This is a genomic window from Sulfurimonas sp. (assembly GCF_041563035.1).
Classification (GTDB): Bacteria; Campylobacterota; Campylobacteria; order Campylobacterales; family Sulfurimonadaceae; genus Sulfurimonas.
This window is the reverse complement of the sequence record NZ_JBFFNS010000009.1, coordinates 21,367-44,361: the sequence shown is the minus strand read 5'-3', so window position 1 is coordinate 44,361 and position 22,995 is coordinate 21,367. Positions and strand designations below refer to the sequence as shown.

General features: G+C 33.6%; 19 protein-coding genes. 8 read left to right on the top strand and 11 right to left on the bottom strand.

The features are described from left to right. Positions 1–94: 94 nt before the first annotated feature. Positions 95–1,660, top strand: a complete 1,566-nt coding sequence (locus ABZC13_RS07665) for an EAL domain-containing protein (protein ID WP_373002002.1) — start codon at positions 95–97, stop codon at positions 1,658–1,660. 21 nt (positions 1,661–1,681) lie between these two features. On the opposite strand, the gene ABZC13_RS07660 is transcribed toward ABZC13_RS07665, so the two are convergent. The 4 genes from ABZC13_RS07660 to ABZC13_RS07645 all read right to left on the bottom strand — a co-directional run bounded on the left by ABZC13_RS07660 (position 1,682) and on the right by ABZC13_RS07645 (position 8,260). Beyond that, positions 1,682–2,068: a class II SORL domain-containing protein gene (locus tag ABZC13_RS07660; protein WP_373002001.1), complete on the bottom strand. Its 387-nt coding sequence runs from the start codon at positions 2,066–2,068 to the stop codon at positions 1,682–1,684. 111 nt (positions 2,069–2,179) lie between these two features. Continuing rightward, the gene (locus ABZC13_RS07655; RefSeq protein ID WP_373001999.1) at positions 2,180–4,141 is read right to left on the bottom strand and encodes a methyl-accepting chemotaxis protein; all 1,962 of its coding nucleotides are present in this window, start codon (positions 4,139–4,141) and stop codon (positions 2,180–2,182) included. Positions 4,142–4,319: 178 nt separating this feature from the next. Then, the gene (locus ABZC13_RS07650) at positions 4,320–6,158 is read right to left on the bottom strand and encodes a nitrous oxide reductase accessory protein NosL (protein ID WP_373001996.1); all 1,839 of its coding nucleotides are present in this window, start codon (positions 6,156–6,158) and stop codon (positions 4,320–4,322) included. 8 nt (positions 6,159–6,166) lie between these two features. Next, positions 6,167–8,260 carry a TonB-dependent receptor gene (locus ABZC13_RS07645; RefSeq protein ID WP_373001994.1) on the bottom strand — a complete coding sequence of 698 codons (2,094 nt, stop codon included), beginning with the start codon at positions 8,258–8,260 and terminating at the stop codon, positions 6,167–6,169. Between the two features lie 130 nt (positions 8,261–8,390). Between ABZC13_RS07645 and glyS the strand changes: the two genes are divergently transcribed. Genes glyS through ABZC13_RS07625 form a run of 4 tightly spaced genes read left to right on the top strand, consistent with a single transcriptional unit; the run spans position 8,391 to position 14,062 of the window. Then, positions 8,391–10,409, top strand: coding sequence for a glycine--tRNA ligase subunit beta (gene glyS / locus ABZC13_RS07640; protein WP_373001992.1), 2,019 nt, complete (start codon positions 8,391–8,393; stop codon positions 10,407–10,409). Continuing rightward, positions 10,402–11,481, top strand: coding sequence for an FkbM family methyltransferase (locus tag ABZC13_RS07635; protein ID WP_373001990.1), 1,080 nt, complete (start codon positions 10,402–10,404; stop codon positions 11,479–11,481). The genes glyS and ABZC13_RS07635 overlap by 8 nt, the downstream gene beginning before the upstream one ends. Positions 11,482–11,509: 28 nt before the next feature. Continuing rightward, positions 11,510–12,940: a PDZ domain-containing protein gene (locus tag ABZC13_RS07630; RefSeq protein WP_373001988.1), complete on the top strand. Its 1,431-nt coding sequence runs from the start codon at positions 11,510–11,512 to the stop codon at positions 12,938–12,940. Then, a complete protein-coding gene (locus tag ABZC13_RS07625) occupies positions 12,941–14,062 on the top strand; it encodes an NAD(P)/FAD-dependent oxidoreductase (protein ID WP_373001986.1) in 1,122 nt (373 codons plus the stop codon). On the opposite strand, the gene ABZC13_RS07620 is transcribed toward ABZC13_RS07625, so the two are convergent. Beyond that, positions 14,059–14,808, bottom strand: a complete 750-nt coding sequence (locus tag ABZC13_RS07620; protein WP_373001984.1) for a hypothetical protein — start codon at positions 14,806–14,808, stop codon at positions 14,059–14,061. The genes ABZC13_RS07625 and ABZC13_RS07620 overlap by 4 nt on opposite strands. Before the next feature lie 87 nt (positions 14,809–14,895). Here ABZC13_RS07620 and ABZC13_RS07615 point away from each other — a divergent pair, with 87 nt between their 5' ends. Together ABZC13_RS07615 and ABZC13_RS07610 are read left to right on the top strand one after the other, a co-directional pair. Continuing rightward, a complete protein-coding gene (locus ABZC13_RS07615; RefSeq protein ID WP_373001982.1) occupies positions 14,896–15,618 on the top strand; it encodes an alpha/beta hydrolase in 723 nt (240 codons plus the stop codon). Next, positions 15,618–16,376 carry a YdcF family protein gene (locus ABZC13_RS07610; protein ID WP_373001980.1) on the top strand — a complete coding sequence of 253 codons (759 nt, stop codon included), beginning with the start codon at positions 15,618–15,620 and terminating at the stop codon, positions 16,374–16,376. Before ABZC13_RS07615 ends, ABZC13_RS07610 begins: the two co-directional genes overlap by 1 nt. On the opposite strand, the gene ABZC13_RS07605 is transcribed toward ABZC13_RS07610, so the two are convergent. Beyond that, the gene (locus ABZC13_RS07605; RefSeq protein WP_373001978.1) at positions 16,373–17,182 is read right to left on the bottom strand and encodes an iron-binding protein; all 810 of its coding nucleotides are present in this window, start codon (positions 17,180–17,182) and stop codon (positions 16,373–16,375) included. The two genes, ABZC13_RS07610 and ABZC13_RS07605, sit on opposite strands and share 4 nt — an antisense overlap. Beyond that, positions 17,175–17,654 carry an iron-sulfur cluster assembly scaffold protein gene (locus ABZC13_RS07600; protein ID WP_373001976.1) on the bottom strand — a complete coding sequence of 160 codons (480 nt, stop codon included), beginning with the start codon at positions 17,652–17,654 and terminating at the stop codon, positions 17,175–17,177. Before ABZC13_RS07600 ends, ABZC13_RS07605 begins: the two co-directional genes overlap by 8 nt. Positions 17,655–17,747: 93 nt before the next feature. Here ABZC13_RS07600 and ABZC13_RS07595 point away from each other — a divergent pair, with 93 nt between their 5' ends. Beyond that, entirely contained in the window at positions 17,748–19,760 is a 2,013-nt protein-coding gene (locus ABZC13_RS07595) for an LTA synthase family protein (protein WP_373001974.1), read from the top strand. On the opposite strand, the gene truA is transcribed toward ABZC13_RS07595, so the two are convergent. From truA to ABZC13_RS07575, 4 genes are read right to left on the bottom strand one after another with little or no spacing between them, the layout of a single operon-like run. After that, positions 19,761–20,471 carry a tRNA pseudouridine(38-40) synthase TruA gene (gene truA, locus ABZC13_RS07590; RefSeq protein ID WP_373001972.1) on the bottom strand — a complete coding sequence of 237 codons (711 nt, stop codon included), beginning with the start codon at positions 20,469–20,471 and terminating at the stop codon, positions 19,761–19,763. It lies immediately after the preceding gene. Between the two features lie 7 nt (positions 20,472–20,478). After that, on the bottom strand, positions 20,479–21,498 hold the full coding sequence (locus ABZC13_RS07585; protein WP_373001970.1) for an LptF/LptG family permease: 1,020 nt from the start codon (positions 21,496–21,498) through the stop codon (positions 20,479–20,481). Between the two features lie 2 nt (positions 21,499–21,500). Further along, positions 21,501–22,316: an A24 family peptidase gene (locus tag ABZC13_RS07580; RefSeq protein WP_373001968.1), complete on the bottom strand. Its 816-nt coding sequence runs from the start codon at positions 22,314–22,316 to the stop codon at positions 21,501–21,503. Beyond that, entirely contained in the window at positions 22,316–22,993 is a 678-nt protein-coding gene (locus tag ABZC13_RS07575) for a di-trans,poly-cis-decaprenylcistransferase (protein ID WP_373001966.1), read from the bottom strand. Before ABZC13_RS07575 ends, ABZC13_RS07580 begins: the two co-directional genes overlap by 1 nt. Between the last annotated feature and the right edge of the window lie 2 nt (positions 22,994–22,995).

The window sequence follows — 22,995 nt, the reverse complement described above, 5'->3', positions numbered from 1 at the left end:
CTTATGTTTTTGTGAGTATAGTTAAAGTGTGGTTAAAATCTACTTTAGTATACTTTTATGGTAGAATAGTGACATACAAAGGATGATATATAGCATGATAAAAAGAGATGATATTTTACATATAAACAGTTTTACATTAACATCATCTACGGAGGTCAGTGCTGTTGTTCGTGATATCGTAGAGATACCAAACACAAATTTGCTAATGCATGTTTCTTCTTATATTCATAATACTGTTCTTGTTCAAAACTTGAAATTAGAACTAGAGAAAAAACTTCCTCAATCTAAGATAGTTATGCTCAAACATGATGATAAGTCTCATACATCTGTGGTTGTTTATGCCTTAGATAAAAGAATAGAGAAAAAAGATATAAGTGATGAAGTTCTTAAAGAAATTCAGTTAACTGACAAAGCAAAAACAGATGAACTTAAAAATTGTAAAAAACAACTACTAAATAAATATTTTACAGATCATTTAACAAGTTTTCCAAACCTATACCAACTTCGAAAAGATCTCCATGACAATGAAAAATTTGGACTAATTACCATAGCAATAGATAACTTTGTTACTATAAATAATTTTTATGGATTTATGGTCGGAGATTATATAATCGAACAAATTGGTAATTATCTTGTAGAAAATATGGATGAAAAAATATATCGAGTTTCTGGAACTGAGTTTACTCTTTATTTAGAAGAGAGTCTAGACTTCTACGATCTAAAAGACTATCTAACAAAACTTTATGAAAAAGTAAAAAATGTAACAGTTAAATACCAAGAAAATGAGATAAGTGTTAGCCTGACACTTGCTTCTTGTGTAAATACAAATCAAGATAATCTTTTCTCTAAAGTGTCTATGGCTCTAAAATATGCAAAAGACAATAGATTGCCATTTTGGATATATGAAGATAGAATGGGATTTGAAAATGAATATGAGAAAAATTTAAATATTTCTAATGTCGTCAGACATGCGGTAGAACACTCTAAAATTGTTCCATATTTTCAGCCAATAATAGATAATAAAACATCAAAAATAAATAAATACGAGTGTTTAGCAAGACTTTTGGATGAGAAGAATAATGTAATCTCTCCGTCTCTGTTTATACCTATCTCAAAGAGTATAAAAGTTTATAATTTTGTTACAAAAATAATAATTGACAAATCTTTTGAAGTTTTTGAAAATAATGGTCATGAGTTTTGTATTAATCTATCTATGGAAGATATCATTAATAGTGAGATGTTTAACTTTATACTAAAAAAACTAAAGTCCAGTAGTGCTTCAAATAGAGTTGTATTTGAGATTGTAGAGTCTGAAGCTATACAGGATTTTGAAAAGATTGCACGTTTTATAAATGAGATAAAAAGGTACGGAGCAAAAATAGCTATAGATGACTTTGGTGACGGCTATTCAAACTTTTCTTATTTAATGAAAATGAATGTAGATTTTTTAAAGATAGATGGTTCACTTATAAAAGATATAGATACTGATAAAAATTCTTACTTGGTTGTTGAGACAATAGTTGATTTTGCAAAAAAGTTAGGAATAAAGACGATTGCCGAGTTTGTTCATTCAAGCACAGTAATGGATAAAGTTAAAGAGATGGGGATTGATTATTCTCAAGGTTATCATATAGATAAACCATCAGTGCACATAGAGTAAAGAGGCTAAAGCCTCCTTAAATTACTCAGCTACTTCTACAGTAACCGGAGTACCTTCCCAAATACCGTGTTTAGTACAATATCCATGAGCAACTAGGTTTAGTTTTTTACCAGTTGGGATGATTGTAAAAGTTGTAGTGTTATGAGCTTTAGTGTTTCCTAGAGTCCCTGGAACATAAGAAGCTTGAGCCAATTTAGTCTCACCATTGAAAAGAGTTACAGACTCGATATAGTGATCAAAATCATCTGGATGAGTATATTCATTACCCATTTTTACAGTTACTTCAAATGGCTCACCAGCTTTAGCTGTATCAGCACAGTGAATAAATGGAGAATGACGGTCAATTAAGTCTTTTTTTGCTTCTCTTTCTACAGTATCAATATCTACGTATTTGTTAATCTTTGGCATATGGATTCCTTTTGTTATTTTTAAATTTTATACGGTATTGTAACTTATAATCATTTACCCAAACATAAATAAGAGTTTATTTGTCTTATTTAAGAAAAGTTTTATAAATGACTATAGTGTTTTAGCACCACAGAAAATTCTGTTGTTACCTTTGTCAATAGCATATACAATCTGGTACCTACTATTAGCTAAGTTTTTGTGGATATCGCTATAGAAACTTATTGTTATATGATCACCGTTGATTGATTTATGATTTATGTTTTTATCCATAAAGTAAAATGCCATACCACTGTCATTTGCATCAAACAGATAAGCTTCCTCACTAAAATTACTAGACTTAATAACACACTTCTCAGGTGGAGAAATTATACTTCTGTCTATATCTCTTTTGTTAAGTACAGCTTGAAAACCATCACTAAGTGCTTTTAGTTTTGTACTCTCATTCATAATCTCTATAATTGTCTCATCGAGTATTTTAGAGTTTTTAAGTGAAACATTTGAATACTCACCAATACTATTTAGTCCGTTGAATACAGATTTTAATTGCTCTAGTTGTATGTCAAATTTCTCTTGGAAAATGTTTATTGAGTCAATTGTTGTGTGAAGAGTTCCCTCAATAGAGTTAAAGTTGTTCTCTAAATGCTCAGATTTTTCTCTTAGTTCTGCAAAAATATCTTTTGTAGCTTCTGTATCGCTTGTAACATCACCAATACTTTGTTCTATACTACTGATAACACCCTTGATCTCATTTGCACTGTTTTGTGATTTTTCAGCCAGCTTTCTTACTTCATCAGCAACAACTGCAAATCCGCGTCCATGTTCCCCTGCACGTGCAGCTTCTATGGCAGCATTAAGTGCAAGTAGATTTGTTTGCTCTGCAATATCAGATATGGCCCCAATAGCACTTGACACTTCTTCGGATAGAGTTCTAAGTCCCTCAACAGAATCAACAGTTTTTTCTATTGATTGGTAAACTTTGTCTGTGCTCTCCATATTTGAAGATAAAATCTCTTTTCCGTCATCTACGCTCTTTATAGATTTTTGCGAATCATCTTTTAATGTGCTCATATTTTCTAAAAGTTCTTCATTAGATCGACTAACACTATTGATGAATTCTATGGATTCTTTCACAACATTGTTCTGCTCTTGTACCATCTTCGAGTTGTCATCAACTTTTACTGTAGCATATGAAGCATTGAATGTGATATCTTTTGACTGTTGTACAACATTTTGAATAACCGGTTGAAGACTATCAGCAGTCTTTTTAAGGTGCCTGATTATTCTGTCAAATTCATTTTTTGTTGAATTATTATGAGTAAGTTCTCCTTCAAGTTCTTTATCTAAAACAAAATTTCCATTTTCTATTTTAAAAATAACTTCCAATACTCTTGAAACTCTTTTTGTGATTTCATAATGAAAGAAGAGTTGGATGACTATTAGAACCAGTACGATGTTTAAAAACCAGTTTAATCCCATTAAAAAGATGTTGTTATCTAGAACCGCATTATAATCAATAAGATCTATTTTAACATCTTCAACGGCAATAATATTCCCTGTTGTCCATGTAGGATGGCACATTTTACATCTGTCTTCGGCCTCAATTGGACGAGCAAGAACATAGTAATCTTTTCCATCTTCTACAACAAACTTCTCTTTTTGTTTTACATCTCTATTGTTAGAAAAGTAGTCTATTAGAGTCTCTTCATAGTCTACAGCTTTATTTCTTTCCAACATAGGCTCTTTTGAAGCCTGTTTAAAAAATACTTTTCCTTGAGAAACCTCAGTAAACCTTTTAAATATTTCATTTTGAATTACTTGTGGAACTTCTTGGGAATCTCCTTCGTAAGGTTTATCATGATTTACTCCACCAAAGAATTTTTCATTTCTACTCTCGAGAAGTACACCTGCAAAGTTAAGTATAGATTCTGCTTTTGTTCTTAGATTTTTATCATACTCATTCTTATTTTCAGTATATAGCTTCCAATAAGCTGCCGTTGTAACAATTACTATAGTAAGAAATATGATTAAAGAGAATGCTGTACTAATTTTAAATTTTCTAAGAAACGTTAACATGTACTACCTTTTGTGATGTTTTATATAGTTATAGGTGTGTAATAGTACTTGAATTATGCTTTGAATCTAATAAAGTAATATAGTCATTATTTGACTAAAATGATTTTAATTGCACGTATAAGTAGCTTTAAGTCATTCTAAAATAAGAAAGACTTAAAGAGATATTTGATAAAGTATATTATGAATTTGTATTAAGATTTTTTTTCGTTAATTCTATGAGTTCATCAAAACTCATAATCTTGCCACTATATTTTTTAGAAAATTCATAAGCATCTTTCTTCGATGAAAAAGCATATTTCGCTCCTTTGTTCATTGCTCCTTTTTGTTTGATGGTAAATATATATGTAGCTTCTTTAGCATCTATGAACTTTAAGCTTTTTACATCAACAACCTGGATGTTTTGTAATAGTAGATTGTTTATATATAAATCTTGTGCTAAACAATCAAGAGAACAGTACTGTTTTACTTCTCCATTTAGAGTGGCACTGTGATTAGTTTTGTAAAACATTGCTAAATCCATTCCACAAACTGCACCTTTGTCCTTGTTCTCACCACTTTGTAAAAGTATTGCACTCTTTTTATCAACCGAATTAAATGACTTTGTGCTATGACTACCATGGTTATGTCCAGATTTTTTTGCTCCATAAGTCTTAAATGCATATCCTTTATAAACATTCAGTCCAAGATAAAATATAATCAAACTAGATGCAAAGAAGAAGGCTGCCGTTTTGGCCATTTTTGAAGCAGTGAAAAAGTTTATACGTTTTGCCATAATGATAAATGCCCAGATTACAGCTATATGATTCATTACAGAAAAAATCCTTGTCCAACTGTCTTTTCTAGTTGCAAGTGCTTTTACCTCTTCCGTAGAGATGCCAAAACCTTGAATAAGTCCATTTGCTATATCACTGTAATGATGCAAGAAGAAAAACTCATAAGTGTGTGAAAGACCACCTATAATAAAGATAGGTGTAATGGCATAACCAAGAGTATAAAATACCTTTTTAAAATCCTCTTTTAAAATCTTTGAAGCTATAAACATACCGCCATAAACTAAAGATATTGTAATAACCATTGCTAAGAAAAGAGCACTAATACCTACATAGTCAAGTCCCGGTATGGCAACTTTTTGTTCTAAAAAAGCACCCATTCTTGACCAAACATATTGATCTGATATGGCTACACGACTAAGAGCGTGATGAAATGACATAGTAATAGTTATGGCAGCCGTTATCAGGATCATTGCCCAGATTTCTACTTTGTGTATTTGAAATTTTTTAAATAGAGAATTAGATGGTTTTACTAGTTTAAAACTCACAGCTTCACAAGCATCACTACAGTCCATACATAGAGTACAGTCTGTCATGCTGTCTCTTTTGTCAAAGGTAAAAGGTTTTAGGTTGTATGAACATGCAGATGCACACTCAAATGTTGTACAACTTTTACAAGACTCTTCATAAGTCCCAAGAGTAGTAAATGATATTTTTGAAAACCCTCTCATCATCGTTCCAATAGGACAGATGGATTTACAGTAACTCATATCTTTATATATGTAGAAAAATACAACGGAAAGTAGAGTTAGAACAATGAAAAATATAGCAGTAGCTATAGGAGTTTTGTATGCTTGAGGATATATATAATAAACTAACCAAAATCCAACTATAAGAAGTGTAACACCTATAAAAGGATTTGCAAGTGCTTTTGGCATCTTCTTTTTCAAGCCAAATTTTGTAATATATTTACCCATAAAGCCGTGTGGACAGATGCCACAAAAAACTCTACCGAATGTTGATAAGGTTACAACTATAAACAGCGGCCAAAACAGAGACCAGAATACTGCAGATGTAAATATATTTTCTTCTTTGCTAGGATAGATTATCCCAAAGGCGATAGCATATATAAATAGAACTAGCACAGCTGTCTGTAAGACTCTAATAAACAATTTGTTTTTAAATATAAATCCCAAAAGAGGGATGTTATAGATATCATTTTTATCTCTTTTTTGATAATCAACCATGATACGTCCTAAAATTTATAGATATAAGTTAGCATCCCGTTTACAGGAGCAGCCGCTTTATATGACTCATTGCCATAGACATCTTTTAGAGCTTCCATTGCGTAGTATTGGTTTGTAATGTTGTTGATATTAAGCTGAATATTGTGTGCATCTTTTTCATAACCAAGCATAATGTCTGTTACAAATTTATATCCATCATACTCTTGGGTATTTGCATTATCCATAAAGTATTTTCCCCAAGTCTTTGTTGTTATTCTTGATTTAAAGCCGTTTTTCATATTGTATGTAGCAAATAGAGAGTACTGATTTTTTGGAATATACGGTAAATAGTTGCCATCTCTTGAAACTAAAGAAGCTCCTACTTTTTCGTTAAACTTAACAAATTTAAATTCACTTAGAGCGTAGTTAGCACCAAGTTGTACACTCTCTATTGGTTTATATACTGCAGTAACTTCTAAGCCTCTTTTCTGAGTTTTACCTGCATTGTCATAAATAGAATTTCCACCTGCATCTTTGATCTGAATGATTTCATCATCTACATCATTTTGATAGATAGCTATATCAGCAGAAAGGTTTTTTGCTCTAGTCTTTAAACCAACCTCGTAGTTTACACTTGTCGATTTATCTAATGATTCATTTTCACCTAGTTCACTTGTTGTCGGAGCTTGATTCGCTGTTGCAACTGAAGCGTAAATATTTGTAGTTTTGCTTATTTTATAAACAGCACCAAGCTTTGCAGAAATTAGTGTGTAGTCTTTATTTATAGAATAAAGACCTTTACCAGTTGCATAATTTTTTGTACTATAGTTATATTCTGTAATCTCATTACCGCTAATGTCAAAATTAAGTTTATCTACTCTTGTACTAACATCTAAGATAAAATCATCTGATGGAGAAAATGTTTCCATCATATATCCACCATAAAGAAAAGTTGTACTATCTTCTGTCTGTGCTAAATCACCTTTATTATCAGATAGGGTTTTACTAATATATGGAGCAAAGGGCCAAACTGTAGCAACTTTAGTCTCATAATCTGCATATTTATATTTCTTAGCTCCATTAGTTATATCAGCCTTTATGGTCGCACCCGCAACAAATGTAGCTTTTTGCCCAAATAGTTTATGTATATTATTTAACTCTAAATCAGTTCCATAAACACTATTGTCATTACTGTCATTAATAAGTCCAGTTACCGGATGAAAGTGCTCCCAGGTATTGAAGTAAACTCTAGGTTTAAACGTCGTATTTCCAACTTCTTTTTCATACTTTGCATTTATAGAAAAGATCTTTGAATCCCTTCCGCTGTTTTGCCATTGTGAACTTGTATTGTGCTGTTGACCTGTACTTTTAAAGGTTTCATATTCACTTGCAGTCATTGAAGCTGGCAGTTGCATATTTGATTCAGTATATGAGAACTCTGTTTCAAATGTTGAATCATCTTCAAACATATGACCATATTTGAGTGTTGCCTGAGTAGAATCAAACTTATTGTGATCTCTCCAAGAGTTGTCTATTTTTCTTTTACTAAAGGTAAAAGTTACAAAATCATCTTCGCTAAGTGCTCCTCTTAATTTTAAATTTACATTTCTTTGGTTGTCATTACCTACACCGACTTTGATTCTGTTTTTGTCATCTTTAAACACAGACTTAGTTACTAGCTGGATAACACCACCAGTAGCATTTACGGCATTGATAGAACCTGGACCTTTTTGTACTTCTACACTAGATACATCTTGCATATCTATAAAGTCAAATCTAGTAAACGAGTCTGGGTCAGTCATAGGAACACCATCTTTCATGATCATGATCTCTCTAACCCCGTATCTAGCTTTAAGTCCTGCACCCCTGATAATAAGTCTAGGACTTGGAGAGTTAGTTGACGATTCTGCAATTACACCCGGTATATCACCTATAGCATCTTGAATATTTAATACATTCTTGTCTTCAATTGTTTTTTCATCAACAACAGCTATTGATTGAGATATATCTTTTGTCTTTGTAGATATTTTAGTTGCCGTTACACTGATAGAATCTAGTGTTACTTCCTGCGCACTAAGCGAGGATAATGCAATTAAGGTAAATATTGATAGTTTTATTTTCATTCTTCTTCCCTTGTTGTTATTCTTCGTTGAGAACTTTAACTCACATGTGTTAATTATGTGTTAAGTAATAAAAGAACTCTTTAACCAAAAAGTAGATAAAATCGCGCTAATTTAATTAAAGAGTACAAATATGTTAAAACCGTTATTGATCGAGATAGGTGTTGAAGAATTACCAGCTGTTCCGCTTTTAAAAGAGTTAAGTAATATTGAGAAAAAATATGTTGATATTTTGGAGAAAAACTCACTTTTAGGTGAGTTTGAATTTTACTATACTCCTCGTCGTTTGGTTATTTGGCATAGAGAGTTCAAGACCGTGCAAGCTGACAGTGTAGAAGAGTTCTTTGGTGCACCAATTGCTGTTGCATATAAAGATGGAGAGCCTACACCTGCGGCAAACGGTTTTGCTAAGAAGTGTGGAGTTTCTATAGATGAGATCTCTACAGCTACCAAGGGTGGCAAAGAAGTGCTTTATTACAAAAAAAATGTAAAGGGCAAAGAGTCGACTGAGCTTCTTAGTGACATTATCAACACTTGGATCAACTCACTTGATTTTGGCAAGTCTATGAGGTGGGGAAGTGCATCTGATAGCTTCATCAGACCTATCCGTTGGGTAAATGTACTTTTAGGTGATGAGCTTGTAAACGTTGAACTTTTTGGAGTTGTGTCTAAAAAAGAGACTTTTGTTCACCGCATCTCTAACTTCGACTCGGTTGGCATCTCTGGCGCTAAAGAGTATTTTGATGTTTTAAAAAGCGGCGGTGTTACCCTGTTTCAAGAACAAAGAAGAGAAGACATACTTTCTGACTTTGCATCTTTAGAGAAAGAGAACGGAATCAACATCGAAATAGATGCTGATCTTCTTGATGAAGTCGTAGCTATTACAGAGCATCCTACAGCACTTCTGGGCTCATTTGATGAAGAGTTCTTAAGACTTCCTCCTGAAGTTATAATCACTTCCATGAAAGAGCATCAGAGATATTTTCCTGTGTTTAAAGATGGGAAACTTCTAAACAAATTTGTTGTGGTCTCAAACGCACTTACAGATGACTTTTCTAAAGTAATAGAAGGTAATGAAAGAGTTCTTCGTCCCCGTCTGGCTGATGGACTTTTCTTCTACGACAATGACATTAAAAATGGACTAAGTACGGATGCTCTTGCAAAAGTTGCATTCTTTAAAGGTCTTGGAAGCGTAAAAGACAAAATTGTAAGAGAAGCAAAAATAGCTAACATACTTTTTGATATTTATCAGCCGGATGCTCAAAAAGCTGACTTGGACAGAGCTATCAACTTGGCTAAAGCTGACTTAACAAGTGAGATGGTCTATGAGTTTACGGAGCTTCAAGGTCTAATGGGTGCTTACTATGCGATAGAGCAGGGTGAGACAGAAGCGGTCGCAACTGCTATAAGAGAGCAGTATCTGCCAGACGGTGAAGAGAGTGACTTACCATCGACTCCGATGAGTGCAATAGTCGCTATGAGTATAAAACTAGATACTCTTTTAGCACTCTTTAGTGTTAATCAGATACCGACAGGTTCACGTGACCCGTTTGCTCTTCGTCGTGCTGTAAACGGTCTTATCAGAATCACTTCAGAGTATAACATGGCATTTGACATAGTAGAGACTATGAAAGAGTTGGCATCTGAATATGCTGAGATAGATATGCAAAAACTAGAGAGCTTCTTTTTGGAGCGTGTTAAACAGTACTATAAAGTGAATCCTTCTATCGTTGAAGCGGTCCTTGCATCCGGTGAAAGAGAAATAGTTGCTATGGGTAAGAAGATAGAAGCTCTTGAATCAATAGCAAATGCAGAGGGATTTAGTGAGTCTTTTTCAACATTTAAACGTGTTGCAAACATCACTAAGGATATCGACCTTTCTCAGGATATGAGTGTAGATGCAAAACTGTTTGAAGACAAATCGGAAGAGACCCTTTTTGAAGCATATAAGAGTGTTGCAGTAAAAGTGTATGACTCTTATGAAGAAGAACTGGACGCACTTCTAGGTCTTAAACCTGAACTTGATAAGTTCTTTGAAGATGTAATGGTAAACGCAGAAGACGAAGCTGTTAAAAACAACAGAAAAGCTTTGGTCGCATCTATATACAAAAGCATTTTAAATATTGCAGACATCAAAGAAGTCAGTGTTTAATCTAGTAGACTTTAACTACGTCAACGAAAAAGACAGGAGACTCACAGAGCTTTTCCTGTCTCCAAAGACCACTACAAAAAAATATATCCTCGGTATAAACAAATTTACCAAATCTATCCTAAGACATGTAGAAGTAGATGGCATCATAGACGATTTTACAAGAGTTCAGAAATCTCGTAAAAAATCAGTTCTTAGTATAGATGAAGTTTCAAAAGACTCTATAATCCTCTCAGTCTCAACAGGAAGTCCGTTGGAAGTGAAAAGCACTCTGGATGCCAAAGGTTTTACTAACTTTAACTACTTGTCATTATATAGATATTCGAAGCTTGATTTGGCTGCACCTCCTTTTATGCTTGACTTTGAAGATGACTTTAAAGAGAACCGTGATGAGTATGCTTATCTTTATGACTTACTAGAAGACGAGAAGTCTAAAGAAGTTTTTACAAAAGTAATTAACTTTAAAATATCGTTTGACTTAGACTTTATGCAAGGCTTTACAAACAACCATGATGGACAGTATTTTGACAAGACAATAGTCCCTGAGATGAAAAATGTATGTTTTTTAGATGGTGGTGCATATGTCGGTGATACTATTCCTCAAATCGTAAAAAACTTCCCTGACTATAAAAAAATATATGCTATTGAGCCAAATGACCTGCATATAAATATTGCAAAAAGAGATTTTGCAAATGTTAAAAATATAGAGTTTATAAACTGTGGTCTGGGAGCAAGAGAAGAACTAAACCCTGCAAACAGAGATGAGAATCAAAATAATTGTGACCATAACTACCAAGCAACTGATATAAACAGCATAGACAATATAGTAAAAGAAAAAATTGATTTTATAAAACTGGACATCGAAGGTGCCGAACAAGATGCAATTGACGGTGCTAAAGAGACCATAAAGAAATATAAACCTGTCTTAGCTATCTGCATCTACCATAAAGCACAAGACTGGTACAGAATTCCTCAAAAAGTTTTGGATATAGAGAGTGCGTATAAGGTTTACTTACGGCACTATATGGAAGGGATATTTGAGAGTGTTCTTTATTTTATCCCAAAAAAAAGATAGAATAGAATACAAACTAAAAAGGTATAGAATGAAAAAAATATTATATATACTGCTCACTACGCTATTAAGCACAAATATACTTGCAAATACTAAAGTCGAAGAGTCCATAGTTAAAATATATACAGTGTCAAAGACTCCAAACTATATGACACCTTGGAACTCTAATATAAAAAGATCTCATGGGTCTGGAAGTATTATAAATGGAAACGGAAAAAGAATACTTACAAATGCTCATATAGTCGCAAACCAAACTTTTATAGAGGTGAAGCGTTATGGATCATCTAAACGTTATGAAGCAAAAGTAGACTATATATCTCATCAAGCTGACTTGGCAATACTCACAGTTGAGGATGAGTCATTTTTTAAAGGTGCTAAATGTTTGACGTTCGGAGAACTACCGACTATAAGACAAGAAGTTACAGTATACGGTTTTCCAATGGGTGGAGACAGCTTGAGTGCCAGTACAGGAATAGTATCAAGAATAGAGCATAATATGTATGCACACTCTAAAGAGATATTTTTATCTATTCAGATAGATGCAGCAGTAAATCCTGGAAGTAGTGGAGGACCTGCTATTAGTAATGGAAAGATAGTCGGTGTTGTCATGCAACAGATATCACGCTCTCAAAATCTTGGTTACTTAGTTCCTTCAGAGATAGTTAAACATTTTTTAGATGATATAAAAGATAAAAAATATGATGGTTTTCCTCACATTGGAGTAGGTTCTCAAAAGCTGGAAAATGAGGCACTTAGAAGTGTTAACAAGATGGACAAAGACACAACAGGTGTTTTGATTATAGATGTGGCTGAGAAATCACCTGCTCATGAGAAGATAAAACCTGGTGATGTACTTCTAAGTGTAGACAATAACAAAATAGAGAATGACGGAACGGTAGAATTTAGACATCATCAGTTTACGTCATATAAATACTATATAGACAAAAAGCAGCTTGGTGAGACTATCTCTATGAGTGTACTAAGAGACGGAAAGAAAAAAGAACTCTCAATAAAACTTGATAATATAGCAAATGACAACCTCTTGGTTGATACTGTCATTTATGATGTCATGCCCAAGTATTATATATATGGCGGTTATGTTTTTTCTCCGCTAAGCAGGAACTTACTTCTTAACAGCCGCTCAACGCTTCTTAGTCTAAGGGAAGCAGCTTCTAAGTGGGCGACATATGATAAAGAAGAAGTTGTCCTACTTCTAAAAGTTCTGGCATCTGACCTAAGTAGAGGAGATCATAGTTTTTCTCTTTGGATAGTGGATAAAGTAAACTCTCAAAAGTTCAAAAATTTTAAAGAGTTTGTGAAGATAGTCAAAGACTTCAAAGGTGAGTATCTAATCTTAGAAAATGAAGACGGTGTTAAAATAGCTATTGACACAGATAAAGCTCTAAAGATTGAAAATACAATCTTAAAGAGATATAGCATTAAGAATAGTGAGAGACTATAGGTGTATGACTTAGCCATTATCGGTGCTGGTATAAACGGTGCAAGTGTAGCCCATGAATTTGCAAATGCTTCTAAAAGAGTCATAATCTTTGATATGGATGGGATTGCGAGTGGCGGCAGTGGAGCAGCCGGTGCATTTATAGCTCCCAAGTTTTCTAAAGGCGGAGAGCTAAAAGAGCTTCTTCATGATGCTTTTGTTTACAGTATGGAGTTTTATGAGAAAAACTTTCCAAAACTATTTACTAAAACACAACTCCTGCACATCGCAAAAGATGAAGAATCCTCAGAGATACTAAAGCAGTATAAACAAAACACTTCATTAGAGCTAAAAGAAGCACCCGCAGAGTATTTAGAGAGCCTGAGTGAACATGCAAAGGCATTCGAGCATATATCCATAGATGCAGGAGTAGTAGACGCTCAGTCTATGTGCAGAGCTATGAGTAAGAGTGCCAAGTATGTAGAGCAAAAAGTAGATAGTCTTGTGTATGATGATGGATTGTGGATTATTAATGATACATATAGCGCTAAGAGTGTTTTACTAGCTACAGGTGCATATGAATCAGTTATAAAAGAACCATATATAAAACTGCGCGGTGTATGGGGTCATCGTATAGATATAAAGACTTCCACAAAAAACCCTTATAGTCTTCATCAAAATGTATCTATATCTCCAAGCAGTGACAATAAACTTGCAATCGGGGCTACTCATAATGTTCACTACCATCCACAAAGTGCAACAGAACCTTATGATGTAGAAGAGGGTAGAGCAGAACTACTTGAAAAAGCCGGCAGAACTATGAAGCTAGAAGATGTTGAGGTTATCAGAGATTTTACAGGTCTACGCTCTGGCTCATTTGACTATATGCCGCTTATTGGGAATGTAGTTTTGTCTAAAGAGACTCTTTGCTCTAAGGAGATTAGATTTAAAACAAAAAAACCGAACTTTGATGAGTATACATACTATCCAAATCTTTATATGATAAACGGAAATGGCGGTTATGGTTTTGTTCTCGCTCCATACTTGGCAAAGATACTGAGTGAGCATATACTAAGTGGTAAAAAAATAAGTGAGAGACTGAGCCCGGCAAGATTTTTTGCCAGATGGGCTAAGAAATTAGATTAAGATAGTTTTTGGATTATAGGAGGGTTTGTCCTAAAAGCATTTTTGAAAGCGTTTATACGTTTTTCTTTTATTTTTCCAACTGCTAATGGAGAAAGAAAGTACGCTACATCTATACACTCATCTGCGTCATAATTATTATCATGTGTAAAATACACTTCTTTGCCTAGCTTAATAGCTTGAGCAGCAATATTTCTAGCATATGCAATAATCTCTTTATGATGTCTGTCATGCTTGTGTCCACTACCAAAATAGACGAACTTTCCATTTAGACTCATGTTTATATAATCTTGATAATTTAGTTGCTTATCATAGCGAGTTAGTTGGTTTGAATTGTATTTGTCTAAGTCCGCATCAAGCTCTTCTAATATAGGAGTAGGCTCAATGTTAGCTTTGTTTAGATTAAATAGGTACTTGACCTCTAAAAGTTTTCCTCTGTAACCATCTCTGATTGATTTTGAAAAAAGATTCATCATATCGTTAAAGTTCAGCTCATGAAATTCATCATCAAACTCGAACCCTTGATCTGCAAGTAGTGAGTTGTTATTAAACCCAACAGGGCTAATTGTCGGGTTATATAAAAAAATAGTCCCGGCTACTGTTTTACGCTTTTTTTTGAGCAAATTTTCTAAGTCATTTACATCTATAAGTATATCTTCTCTATTTTCATCTTTTTCATTGATGTATATGTAATGTTTTGTTAAGTATTCATGATCGAAGTTTGTTGAAAATTGTCCGAATGTTTGCATATTTAGTAGTCCTATAAAACTTTTGCGAATTATACTATAATTCTCGACATGATTTATATTGCTTTTTTACTTTTTACATTTTTAATAATGGTATTCGCTTTTTATCAGTGGCAATACTTTGTAGTATTCTCTCCAACATATTTTCGTGAGAGAGAGTTGAACAGTAGTTGTGAGATACTGAGCATAACAACTGATGATGGAGTTGAGCTTGAAGGTGTTGTCTATGAACCATCAGATGCAAAAAATACTATCCTATTTTTTGGCGGCAGAGAGCATGATAGTGTTGGACTCATTGACAGGCTTGCATCTGAGTTTGAAAACAGCAGAATAATTACTTTTAACTACCGCTCTTATGGAAGAAGCGGTGGCGTAGCCAGTGAAAAAAATATTTTACAAGATGCTTTAAAAATAGCCGAGATAGTTCAAAAGCACTACGGTGACTTTTATATACTTGGCTTTTCCATTGGTGCTAGTGTAGCTGAATCTGTTGCGAAAAGACATAAAACTCTTGGGGTATTTCTGATAGGTGCTTTTGATTCAATCCTTTCTATTGCAAAAGAGAAATATGGTATAGCTCCATCTTGGATGCTTAGATATAAATTTGATAATTTGGAGTTACTTGAAAATATAGAAGTACCTACTTATGTATTTTCAAGTAAGAGTGATGAAGTAGTAGATATAAAAAATGCTAGAAATTTAAAAAACAGTGTTAAAGAGTTGGTTTTTTATAAAGAGTTTGACGATTTATCACATAAAGAACTGCTTTGGAATGATGAAGTAATAAAAAAGATTAATGGGGTGTTGTCATAATGGAATTAGGATTTATGTTAAAGAAGTTTATAACTTTTTTTATTGAACCGTATGGGATGGTGTTTTCTCTTTTTGTAATCTGGTTTGTACTATCCAAGCTTAAAAGAGTTAAATTGGCAAAAGTTTCTCTATCTCTTGCTTTTGGACTTCTATTTATGTTTTCATATCCACCATTTGCAAATTTTTTAATTTCTAATTTAGAAAATCAGTATCAAAAATATGATTATAATCATGATATTAAATATATACATGTTTTAGGAAATGGTCATAATGGTGATGAAACTCAACCTCTCTCGTCTATAATTACAGATGCCGGAATGAAAAGAGCTTTAGAGGGTATAATAATACATAACCAAATTAAAGATTCAAAGTTAATTTTTACAGGTTTTGGTGGTAATGAAAAAATTTCTGTTGCCAAAATGAATAAAAGGTTAGCATTGGCATTAGGTGTAAAAGAGGAAGATATTATTCTTGGAGAAAAAGCAAAAGATACACAAGAAGAGGCATATTTTACAAAAGAGTTAGTAGGTGATAAGCCTTTTGTTTTGGTTACTAGCGCAAGCCATATACCAAGATCTATGATGCTCTTTGAATCTTTAGGTCTGAAACCGATAGCTGCACCAACAGCCTTTTATAAGGGTAAATTTAATGGGTTTTTTAAGCTTCCAGATACTGGTTCATTTTATGTGTCTCAAATTGCTATGCACGAATACTGGGGAATCTTATGGAGTAAGTTAAGAAGTTTTATGAGAAGCTAAAGAAGCTTTCTCATCAACTCTATATGGTAACTCTCCTGATAGTTTATGAAGTCAAAGAACTTAGATAGTTCCTCATCTTTTATAGCTTCACTAAGTTCTTTACACATTACTTTTGCAGCTTCCTCTTCAGCTATTCCATCCGTTACGAATTGTTTTAGATCCTTTACGACATAAGTCATCTCATGTAGTTCTCTTGGAAGTGCTAAGATGCCAAGTTTTGCCATCATATCTCCAAAAGATTTGAAATGAAAGTGTGACTCATCTATTAGGTCGCTAAAAACATTGTACTGAGTTACGTTCTCCGTTCTTGCCTGCATGTATGCATAGACCAAGATAAGCTCATACTCTTTGTATGACTCTTCAAACAGAAATAGAGTAAGAGCATCTATCTGGTCTTGTGCTAGATTCTTGTCTAACCACTCTCTCTTCATATTAAAAGCAGTAACAGGTTTATTGTTTGATTCTCTTCTCAAAATCTGTGCAAGATATTCTAGAAGGTAAGTGTCGTCTGTTTTAATCCTATCTGCTAAGACACTACTTCCATAAACACTCTGGATGCTCTCAACCTCATTTACCAATGCTTCTAATATCTCAAAAACACTCTCTCTTTTGTAAAGAGTCATATCTCTGTCGTAGTTGTAGTCATCTCCGTTTGCAAGGGTGTCAGTTCCTATCCACTTCATATGTCTGAATGCTATTTGAGCAAAGTCATAGAGTCTTGATTTTATCTCCTCATCACTAATCGCAAAAGAAGCGAATGTTATACTTAACCACAGTTCGTGTTTTTTTTGATAAATTTTATTCATCTATTTCTCCTTGCATATTTTCAGCTTCACAGCTATCTTTCATCTTAAGTATGTGTAACTCTTCTTTTACTCCGTTTTGGAGGTTCTCAAAGTTTTTCATAGATGCTATAAAAGCTGTAAAAACTATATCTGCACACACTTTTTGCTGTGCGGTCATACTGCCAAGTTTTTCATTCATCTTTAGTATCGCAGTATTTGTATACTCTAAGTCATGGCCTTTAATCATCTGAGTAAACATTGAGCCTATTACAACAGTATCTTGGCATCCATTAGTCGCAAACTTAATATCTTCTATTATTTGGTCATTTAAAAGAGTGTAGAAAATCACATACTCTTTTGTTTTCTCATCAAGTCCAACTCCGACGCAGTTCGCATTATCAAGTTTACCATAATTCTTTGGATCCATTAGATGTTCGAGTGTCTCCGGGTTCATTCCCTCCGGAAGTTTTACGTCTTTTAGCATTTCATTCATAGTTTTTATCTTTAGTTTTTTTGTTAATGTAATGGTAACTAAAATAATAGTAAAATTCCATAATATTTTTCCACACAAAGAGAGTCCGCCTATATGTTTTTAAAACTTCCAAAACTTTTAAGATTTTTACTAATTTTTATTCCATCTTTAACGCTTCTGTATGTTCTTTTGAGAGTTGCTTTTTATGTAGCTTTCAGCGACCCGACATCTCCTCTAATTATAAGTGATTTAATTAAGTCTATGTGGCTTGGACTCAGGTTTGATCTTAGAATGGTTGTGCTTATGGTATTACCACTATTCTTTCTTGGTGGTATTAAGTGGATTAGTCCTTTTAAACAGAGTTTTTTTCGCTACTTCTGGTTAGTTTATCTTAGTGCTGTATTTGCTTTTTACTTTTTCTTTTATGTTTTTGATTTTGGACATTATTCTTATTTAAATACAAGACTTGATTTTACTGCGGTTAGATTTTTAGAAAATCTTGATATTTCTACACAAATGGTTTGGGAAAGTTACCCTGTTGTATGGATCTCTATAGCGATAGCTTTAGTAAATGCTCTTTTTATATATCTTACATATAAACTCTTACTTCTGATATCAAAGCAAGAAGAAGCGGATATAACTATAAAAAAAGGCATTATATTTGGACTTGGAGCATTTTTAATTCTTCTGGTTGCAGGTTATAGTAAGTTTTCTCAGTATCCTCTTCGTTGGAGTGAGGCTGCTTTTTCAAAACATCCATTTGCAACTCAGCTTACTTACAATCCAGTTCATTATTTTTTTGATACTTGGAAAAATGGACGGGTATCTTATGATAAAAATCAAGTAATAAAGTACTATCCTGTTATAGCTGATTTTATGGGTGTAAAAGATAAGGATGAAGTCAATCTAAACTACCATAGAGCTATTACTCCTAAGCATCCAATAGGAAATAAGCCAAACATTGTTATAGTTATTTTAGAGTCTTTTGCATCACATAAGTCAAGTGTATCAGGTAATCCTTTAGATCCATCTCCTTATCTAGGTGATCTAGCTAAAAACGGATACCTGTTTAAAAACTTTTTTACTCCATCAACCGGAACGGCACGCTCTATTTACACTACCGTTACAAGCCTGCCTGATGTAGAGCTGAAAGGGACATCTAGTCGTAATCCTCTTATTGTAAATCAACATAGTATTGCACAGGACTTTGATGGTTATGAAAAATCTTATTTTATCGGTGGTTCAGCTTCATGGGGAAATATCCGTGGAATGTTGACTCAGTCAATGGATAATCTAAAACTTTATGAAGAAGGTGATTATTCATCTCCTCGTACAGATGTTTGGGGTATTTCAGATATTGACCTTTTCCGTGAAGCGAATAAAGGTCTTTTAACCATGAAAGAACCATTTTTTTCAGTTATACAGACTTCTGGAAATCATAGACCATACACTATTCCTGATAATAGTTATGGTTATGAGTCAAGAAGTGATATAAGTGAAGAAGAGGTCGTTAAGTATGGTTTTCACTCTGTAAAGGAGTATAACTCTTTTAGGTTTATGGACTACTCTGTGGGTCACTTTATGGAACTGGCTCGTAAAAGTGATTACTATAAAAACACTATCTTTATATTTTGGGGTGATCACGGTATTGACGGTAGAACAGGTCAGCATACCTATGTTGGTGAAAGCAGTTCTCATCTTAGTTTAGGTTCTCATAGAGTTCCTTTTGTTATCTACTCGCCACTTATAACAGAGTCAAAGGTTTTTGAAAAAGTTTTAAGTGAGGTAGACGCTCTTCCAACTATAGCATCTATGGCTAATATTTCATATACAGCAACAACTTTAGGTAGAGATGCCTTTGATGAGTCATATGACGATAGCAGGTATGCTTTTACAATTCAACATAATGCAAATCCAATGATTGGTCTTGTTGGAGAGAAGTACTACTTTAAAACTAAAGCAGACGGTACAGCTTCAGGACTATACGAAATACAAAGTGATACACCACTAAAAGATCATTCTAGTGAAAACAAAGAACTTACTCAGAAGATGAAAGATCTTACTTTTGGTATCTATGAGACAGCTAAATATATTCCGTACTTTAACAAGCAAGAAGATGCTAAATAGTTAGTATTTAATGCGGGCTAGATATAGTCCGTTGCTTGGTGCTGGTTTTATTTTATAGTTGCTTTCGCATTTTAATTGTTCTTCTAACTCTTTTTTCTCTAGCTTTAGAAGTGCACTTACCATTAAACGAATCTGACTTCTTAAAAATCCATTTGCTTCAAAATTCAAAACTATGTATCCATTGTGCTTATATGCAAATGCTTTAAAAACTTCTCTGACGCTACTTTTTGTATCACTACCAGTTTTCATAAAGTTTGCAAAGTCATGTTCACCAATATATAGCTTGATATTTTTCTCTAGTTTCTCAAAATCTACAGAGTCTAAAAAAGTTATAAAGTTATCTTCAAAAGGGTTGCTTTTAGACTCTTTTATAATGTAACGATAAACTCTTTTTTTAGCACTATATCTTGCATGAAACTCAGCATCTACTTCTTTAGCATATTTTATCCTGATGCTAGGTGGTAGCATCTCATTTAAAACACGTTTTAGTTTCTCTAAATCATCCCAAAAAGGAGGTAGGTCAATATGGCAAACCTGACCTGTTGCATGAACACCTTTATCTGTTCGTCCCGAAGCGATAATTTTAGAGTCTATACTTAGCTGTAATAAAACTTTCTCAAGGTTACCTAAAATGGTGTTCGATGAACTTTTTTGTGCTTGAGAACCTAAAAAATCAGTGCCATTGTAAGCAATAGTCAGAGCACAACGCATTAAGGAGTCAAAACCTAGCTACAATAGTTTTTTTGTATATATAGTAAGTCACAATTAGCCAAGAAATAGCTACAATTGGGATAGTGTAGTATACAAATGATTTTTGAAGTCCTAAAGTGGCACCGTAAAATAGTAAAACACCTAAAAATAGATATAGATAAATTCTTCCTTTTTGATGTCTAACATGTACAACACCAATACTTGCAACCAAAAATAGACTAATCAGAGGAAAGAGACTCAAAAGAGTGTCTGTAATCAACATATGAGTCTTACTCTCTTTTCTATCGTTTGATAGCCAGTACTCTAGAGGTGTTCTATATGTAGTCAGGTCAGTTTTCATTGTGTCATTTATAAACATAGTCTCAAAGTCTATTTGCGAAAACTCTTCTTTTGAGTAACTGTAACCTTCACCATTTATTAGTTTTAATCTTAGTATTCCGCCATCATTAATGATCTCAGCACGTTTTGCACTAATGATGATTTCTTCTTTTTTATTCTTGTTAAAAAGAATAACATCTGAATAGCTTTCGTTTTCGTTGTCTTTACCGATGTAGAGAAGCCAGTTACCAAAACTATGTCCAAACTCAGATGCACTGAGATTAAACTTGGCTTCACTCTTTTTATAAGAGACAAAGTTGCTAGAAAGTGTAGTGGAGTGAGGGAAAAGAACCAAAAAGTTAAAACTTAACAAAAGTGTCAGAAGTAATGCAGGTTTAAAAAGCGTTCGTATTATAAATCTTGGATGGATACCAAGAGCAAAAAGAACGACCATCTCATTATCTGTAGATAGTTTAAACAGTGATAGGGTAGCTGCAATAAAAAAAGTAATAGGCAGTGTATAAAATAATATCTCAGGAAGAACAAATAGGTAAAGCTTCGTCATATCCCATATACTTAGTTGAATTACAGCTGTATATGTGGCAAGTTTGATCATAAAAATGACAGATGCTATTGCAAATAGAGGCATAAACATAGATAAAAATATCATGTACAAGTTGTTGATTATATATTTTCTAAGTCTGTCCATGATTAATAATTTGCCTCAATATATGCGAGTATTGGAGAGTCGTAAAGATATACCATAAAAGTAGCAAGTGCTAAAAACGGTACAAATGGTACTCTTTGTTGTTCTGCTGATTTATTTAGTAGTAAAAGCATAACAGGAAGAGCCAAAAGAGCAGATAAAAAGATAGCAACTAGAGTTAATTTAACACCAAGTAGTGCTCCCATGGTAGCAGCAACCATTATATCTCCCTCTCCCATAGCCTCTATAAACGGCGTTCTGTCATAAAATCTATTCCAAGAAGTTTTAGTTTTTAGACCAGCTCTGTATATTGATGAAGTAAGATAGTAGGATAAAGCAAATCTAAGCAGTGTAAATCCACCTGCAAAGAGTAGGGCATTTTGAAAGTTAGTAAAAACTCCAGCGGTGTTCCATGCTCCAAATATTGCAAAAAACATAGCTAAAAGGTTTAGAGAATCTGGAACCATTTTGTATCTAAAGTCTATTACAGAAAGAGCTAAAAGCATTAAAAAACTAAGTCCTATTAAAAGAGTAGGAAGAGTCAGGGAATACTTACTAGCAAGTGTTAAAAAGATCAGACCGGAGATTATCTCAATAATTGGGTATTGAGCAGATATACTTGTTTTACAAAATGAACATTTACCTCTTAGAAAAATCCAAGAAAAAATTGGAATATTGTGCCAAGGTTTTAGTGGAGAATCGCAAGATGTACAGTGTGAGGATACAAATACTATGCTTTGATCTTTTGGTATTCTAAGTATCACAACATTTAAAAATGAACCGATAACAGCTCCTAGAATAAAAGCGATTAGCATTTCCACTATTTTAGCCCTCCAAAACGGCGCTCAATCTTTGTAAAATTTTTGATTATTTTTTCTAATTCTGCAGTCGTAAAGTCAGGCCAAAGAGTATCAACAAAGAAAAGCTCTGCATAAGCCGCTTGCCAAAGTAAAAAGTTTGAGAGTCTATGATCTCCGCCAGTTCTTATAAGCAGATCAACACTATGCTTACAATCAAGTGCATTCCCAAGCATCTCTTGTGTTATGTCATCTTCACAGTTTTTTATTTTATTTATTGCACGAAGCATCTCATCTTGTGAACCGTAGTTCAAGGCTAGGGATTGAACTAGCCCATCACAGTGGGCAGTTTTGTCTTTAACATCTTTGATCGTTTTTTGAAGTGATTTCGAAAATGCTCTTATGTCGCCAATAGGTTCAAAGCGAACATTATTCTCAAGATAAACAGGAAGTTCATTTTTAAGATATTTTTCTAACAGTTTCATTAAAAATTCAACTTCCAACCTAGGTCTTTTCCAGTTTTCAGTTGAAAATGCATATAGAGTCAGGCGTTCAATATCTTTGTTGTTGGAGCAGTATGTTGTTATTTCTTTTACAACTTTAGCTCCAGCTTCATGACCCTTGACTCTTTTTTTACCGCTAAGTTCAGCCCAGCGACCATTGCCATCCATGATAATGGCAATATGATTAGCTCTGTTCATGG

Excerpts from the sequence above, each read along its gene's own strand:
- ABZC13_RS07665 (WP_373002002.1), top strand. The coding sequence starts at position 95 with ATGATAAAAAGAGATGATATTTTACATATAAACAGTTTTACATTAACA.
- ABZC13_RS07660 (WP_373002001.1), bottom strand. The coding sequence starts at position 2,068 with ATGCCAAAGATTAACAAATACGTAGATATTGATACTGTAGAAAGAGAA.
- ABZC13_RS07655 (WP_373001999.1), bottom strand. The coding sequence starts at position 4,141 with ATGTTAACGTTTCTTAGAAAATTTAAAATTAGTACAGCATTCTCTTTA.
- ABZC13_RS07650 (WP_373001996.1), bottom strand. The coding sequence starts at position 6,158 with ATGGTTGATTATCAAAAAAGAGATAAAAATGATATCTATAACATCCCT.
- ABZC13_RS07645 (WP_373001994.1), bottom strand. The coding sequence starts at position 8,260 with ATGAAAATAAAACTATCAATATTTACCTTAATTGCATTATCCTCGCTT.
- glyS (WP_373001992.1), top strand. The coding sequence starts at position 8,391 with ATGTTAAAACCGTTATTGATCGAGATAGGTGTTGAAGAATTACCAGCT.
- ABZC13_RS07630 (WP_373001988.1), top strand. The coding sequence starts at position 11,510 with ATGAAAAAAATATTATATATACTGCTCACTACGCTATTAAGCACAAAT.
- ABZC13_RS07620 (WP_373001984.1), bottom strand. The coding sequence starts at position 14,808 with ATGCAAACATTCGGACAATTTTCAACAAACTTCGATCATGAATACTTA.
- ABZC13_RS07615 (WP_373001982.1), top strand. The coding sequence starts at position 14,896 with ATGGTATTCGCTTTTTATCAGTGGCAATACTTTGTAGTATTCTCTCCA.
- ABZC13_RS07610 (WP_373001980.1), top strand. The coding sequence starts at position 15,618 with ATGGAATTAGGATTTATGTTAAAGAAGTTTATAACTTTTTTTATTGAA.
- ABZC13_RS07605 (WP_373001978.1), bottom strand. The coding sequence starts at position 17,182 with ATGAATAAAATTTATCAAAAAAAACACGAACTGTGGTTAAGTATAACA.
- ABZC13_RS07600 (WP_373001976.1), bottom strand. The coding sequence starts at position 17,654 with ATGAATGAAATGCTAAAAGACGTAAAACTTCCGGAGGGAATGAACCCG.
- ABZC13_RS07595 (WP_373001974.1), top strand. The coding sequence starts at position 17,748 with ATGTTTTTAAAACTTCCAAAACTTTTAAGATTTTTACTAATTTTTATT.
- truA (WP_373001972.1), bottom strand. The coding sequence starts at position 20,471 with ATGCGTTGTGCTCTGACTATTGCTTACAATGGCACTGATTTTTTAGGT.
- ABZC13_RS07585 (WP_373001970.1), bottom strand. The coding sequence starts at position 21,498 with ATGGACAGACTTAGAAAATATATAATCAACAACTTGTACATGATATTT.
- ABZC13_RS07575 (WP_373001966.1), bottom strand. The coding sequence starts at position 22,993 with ATGAACAGAGCTAATCATATTGCCATTATCATGGATGGCAATGGTCGC.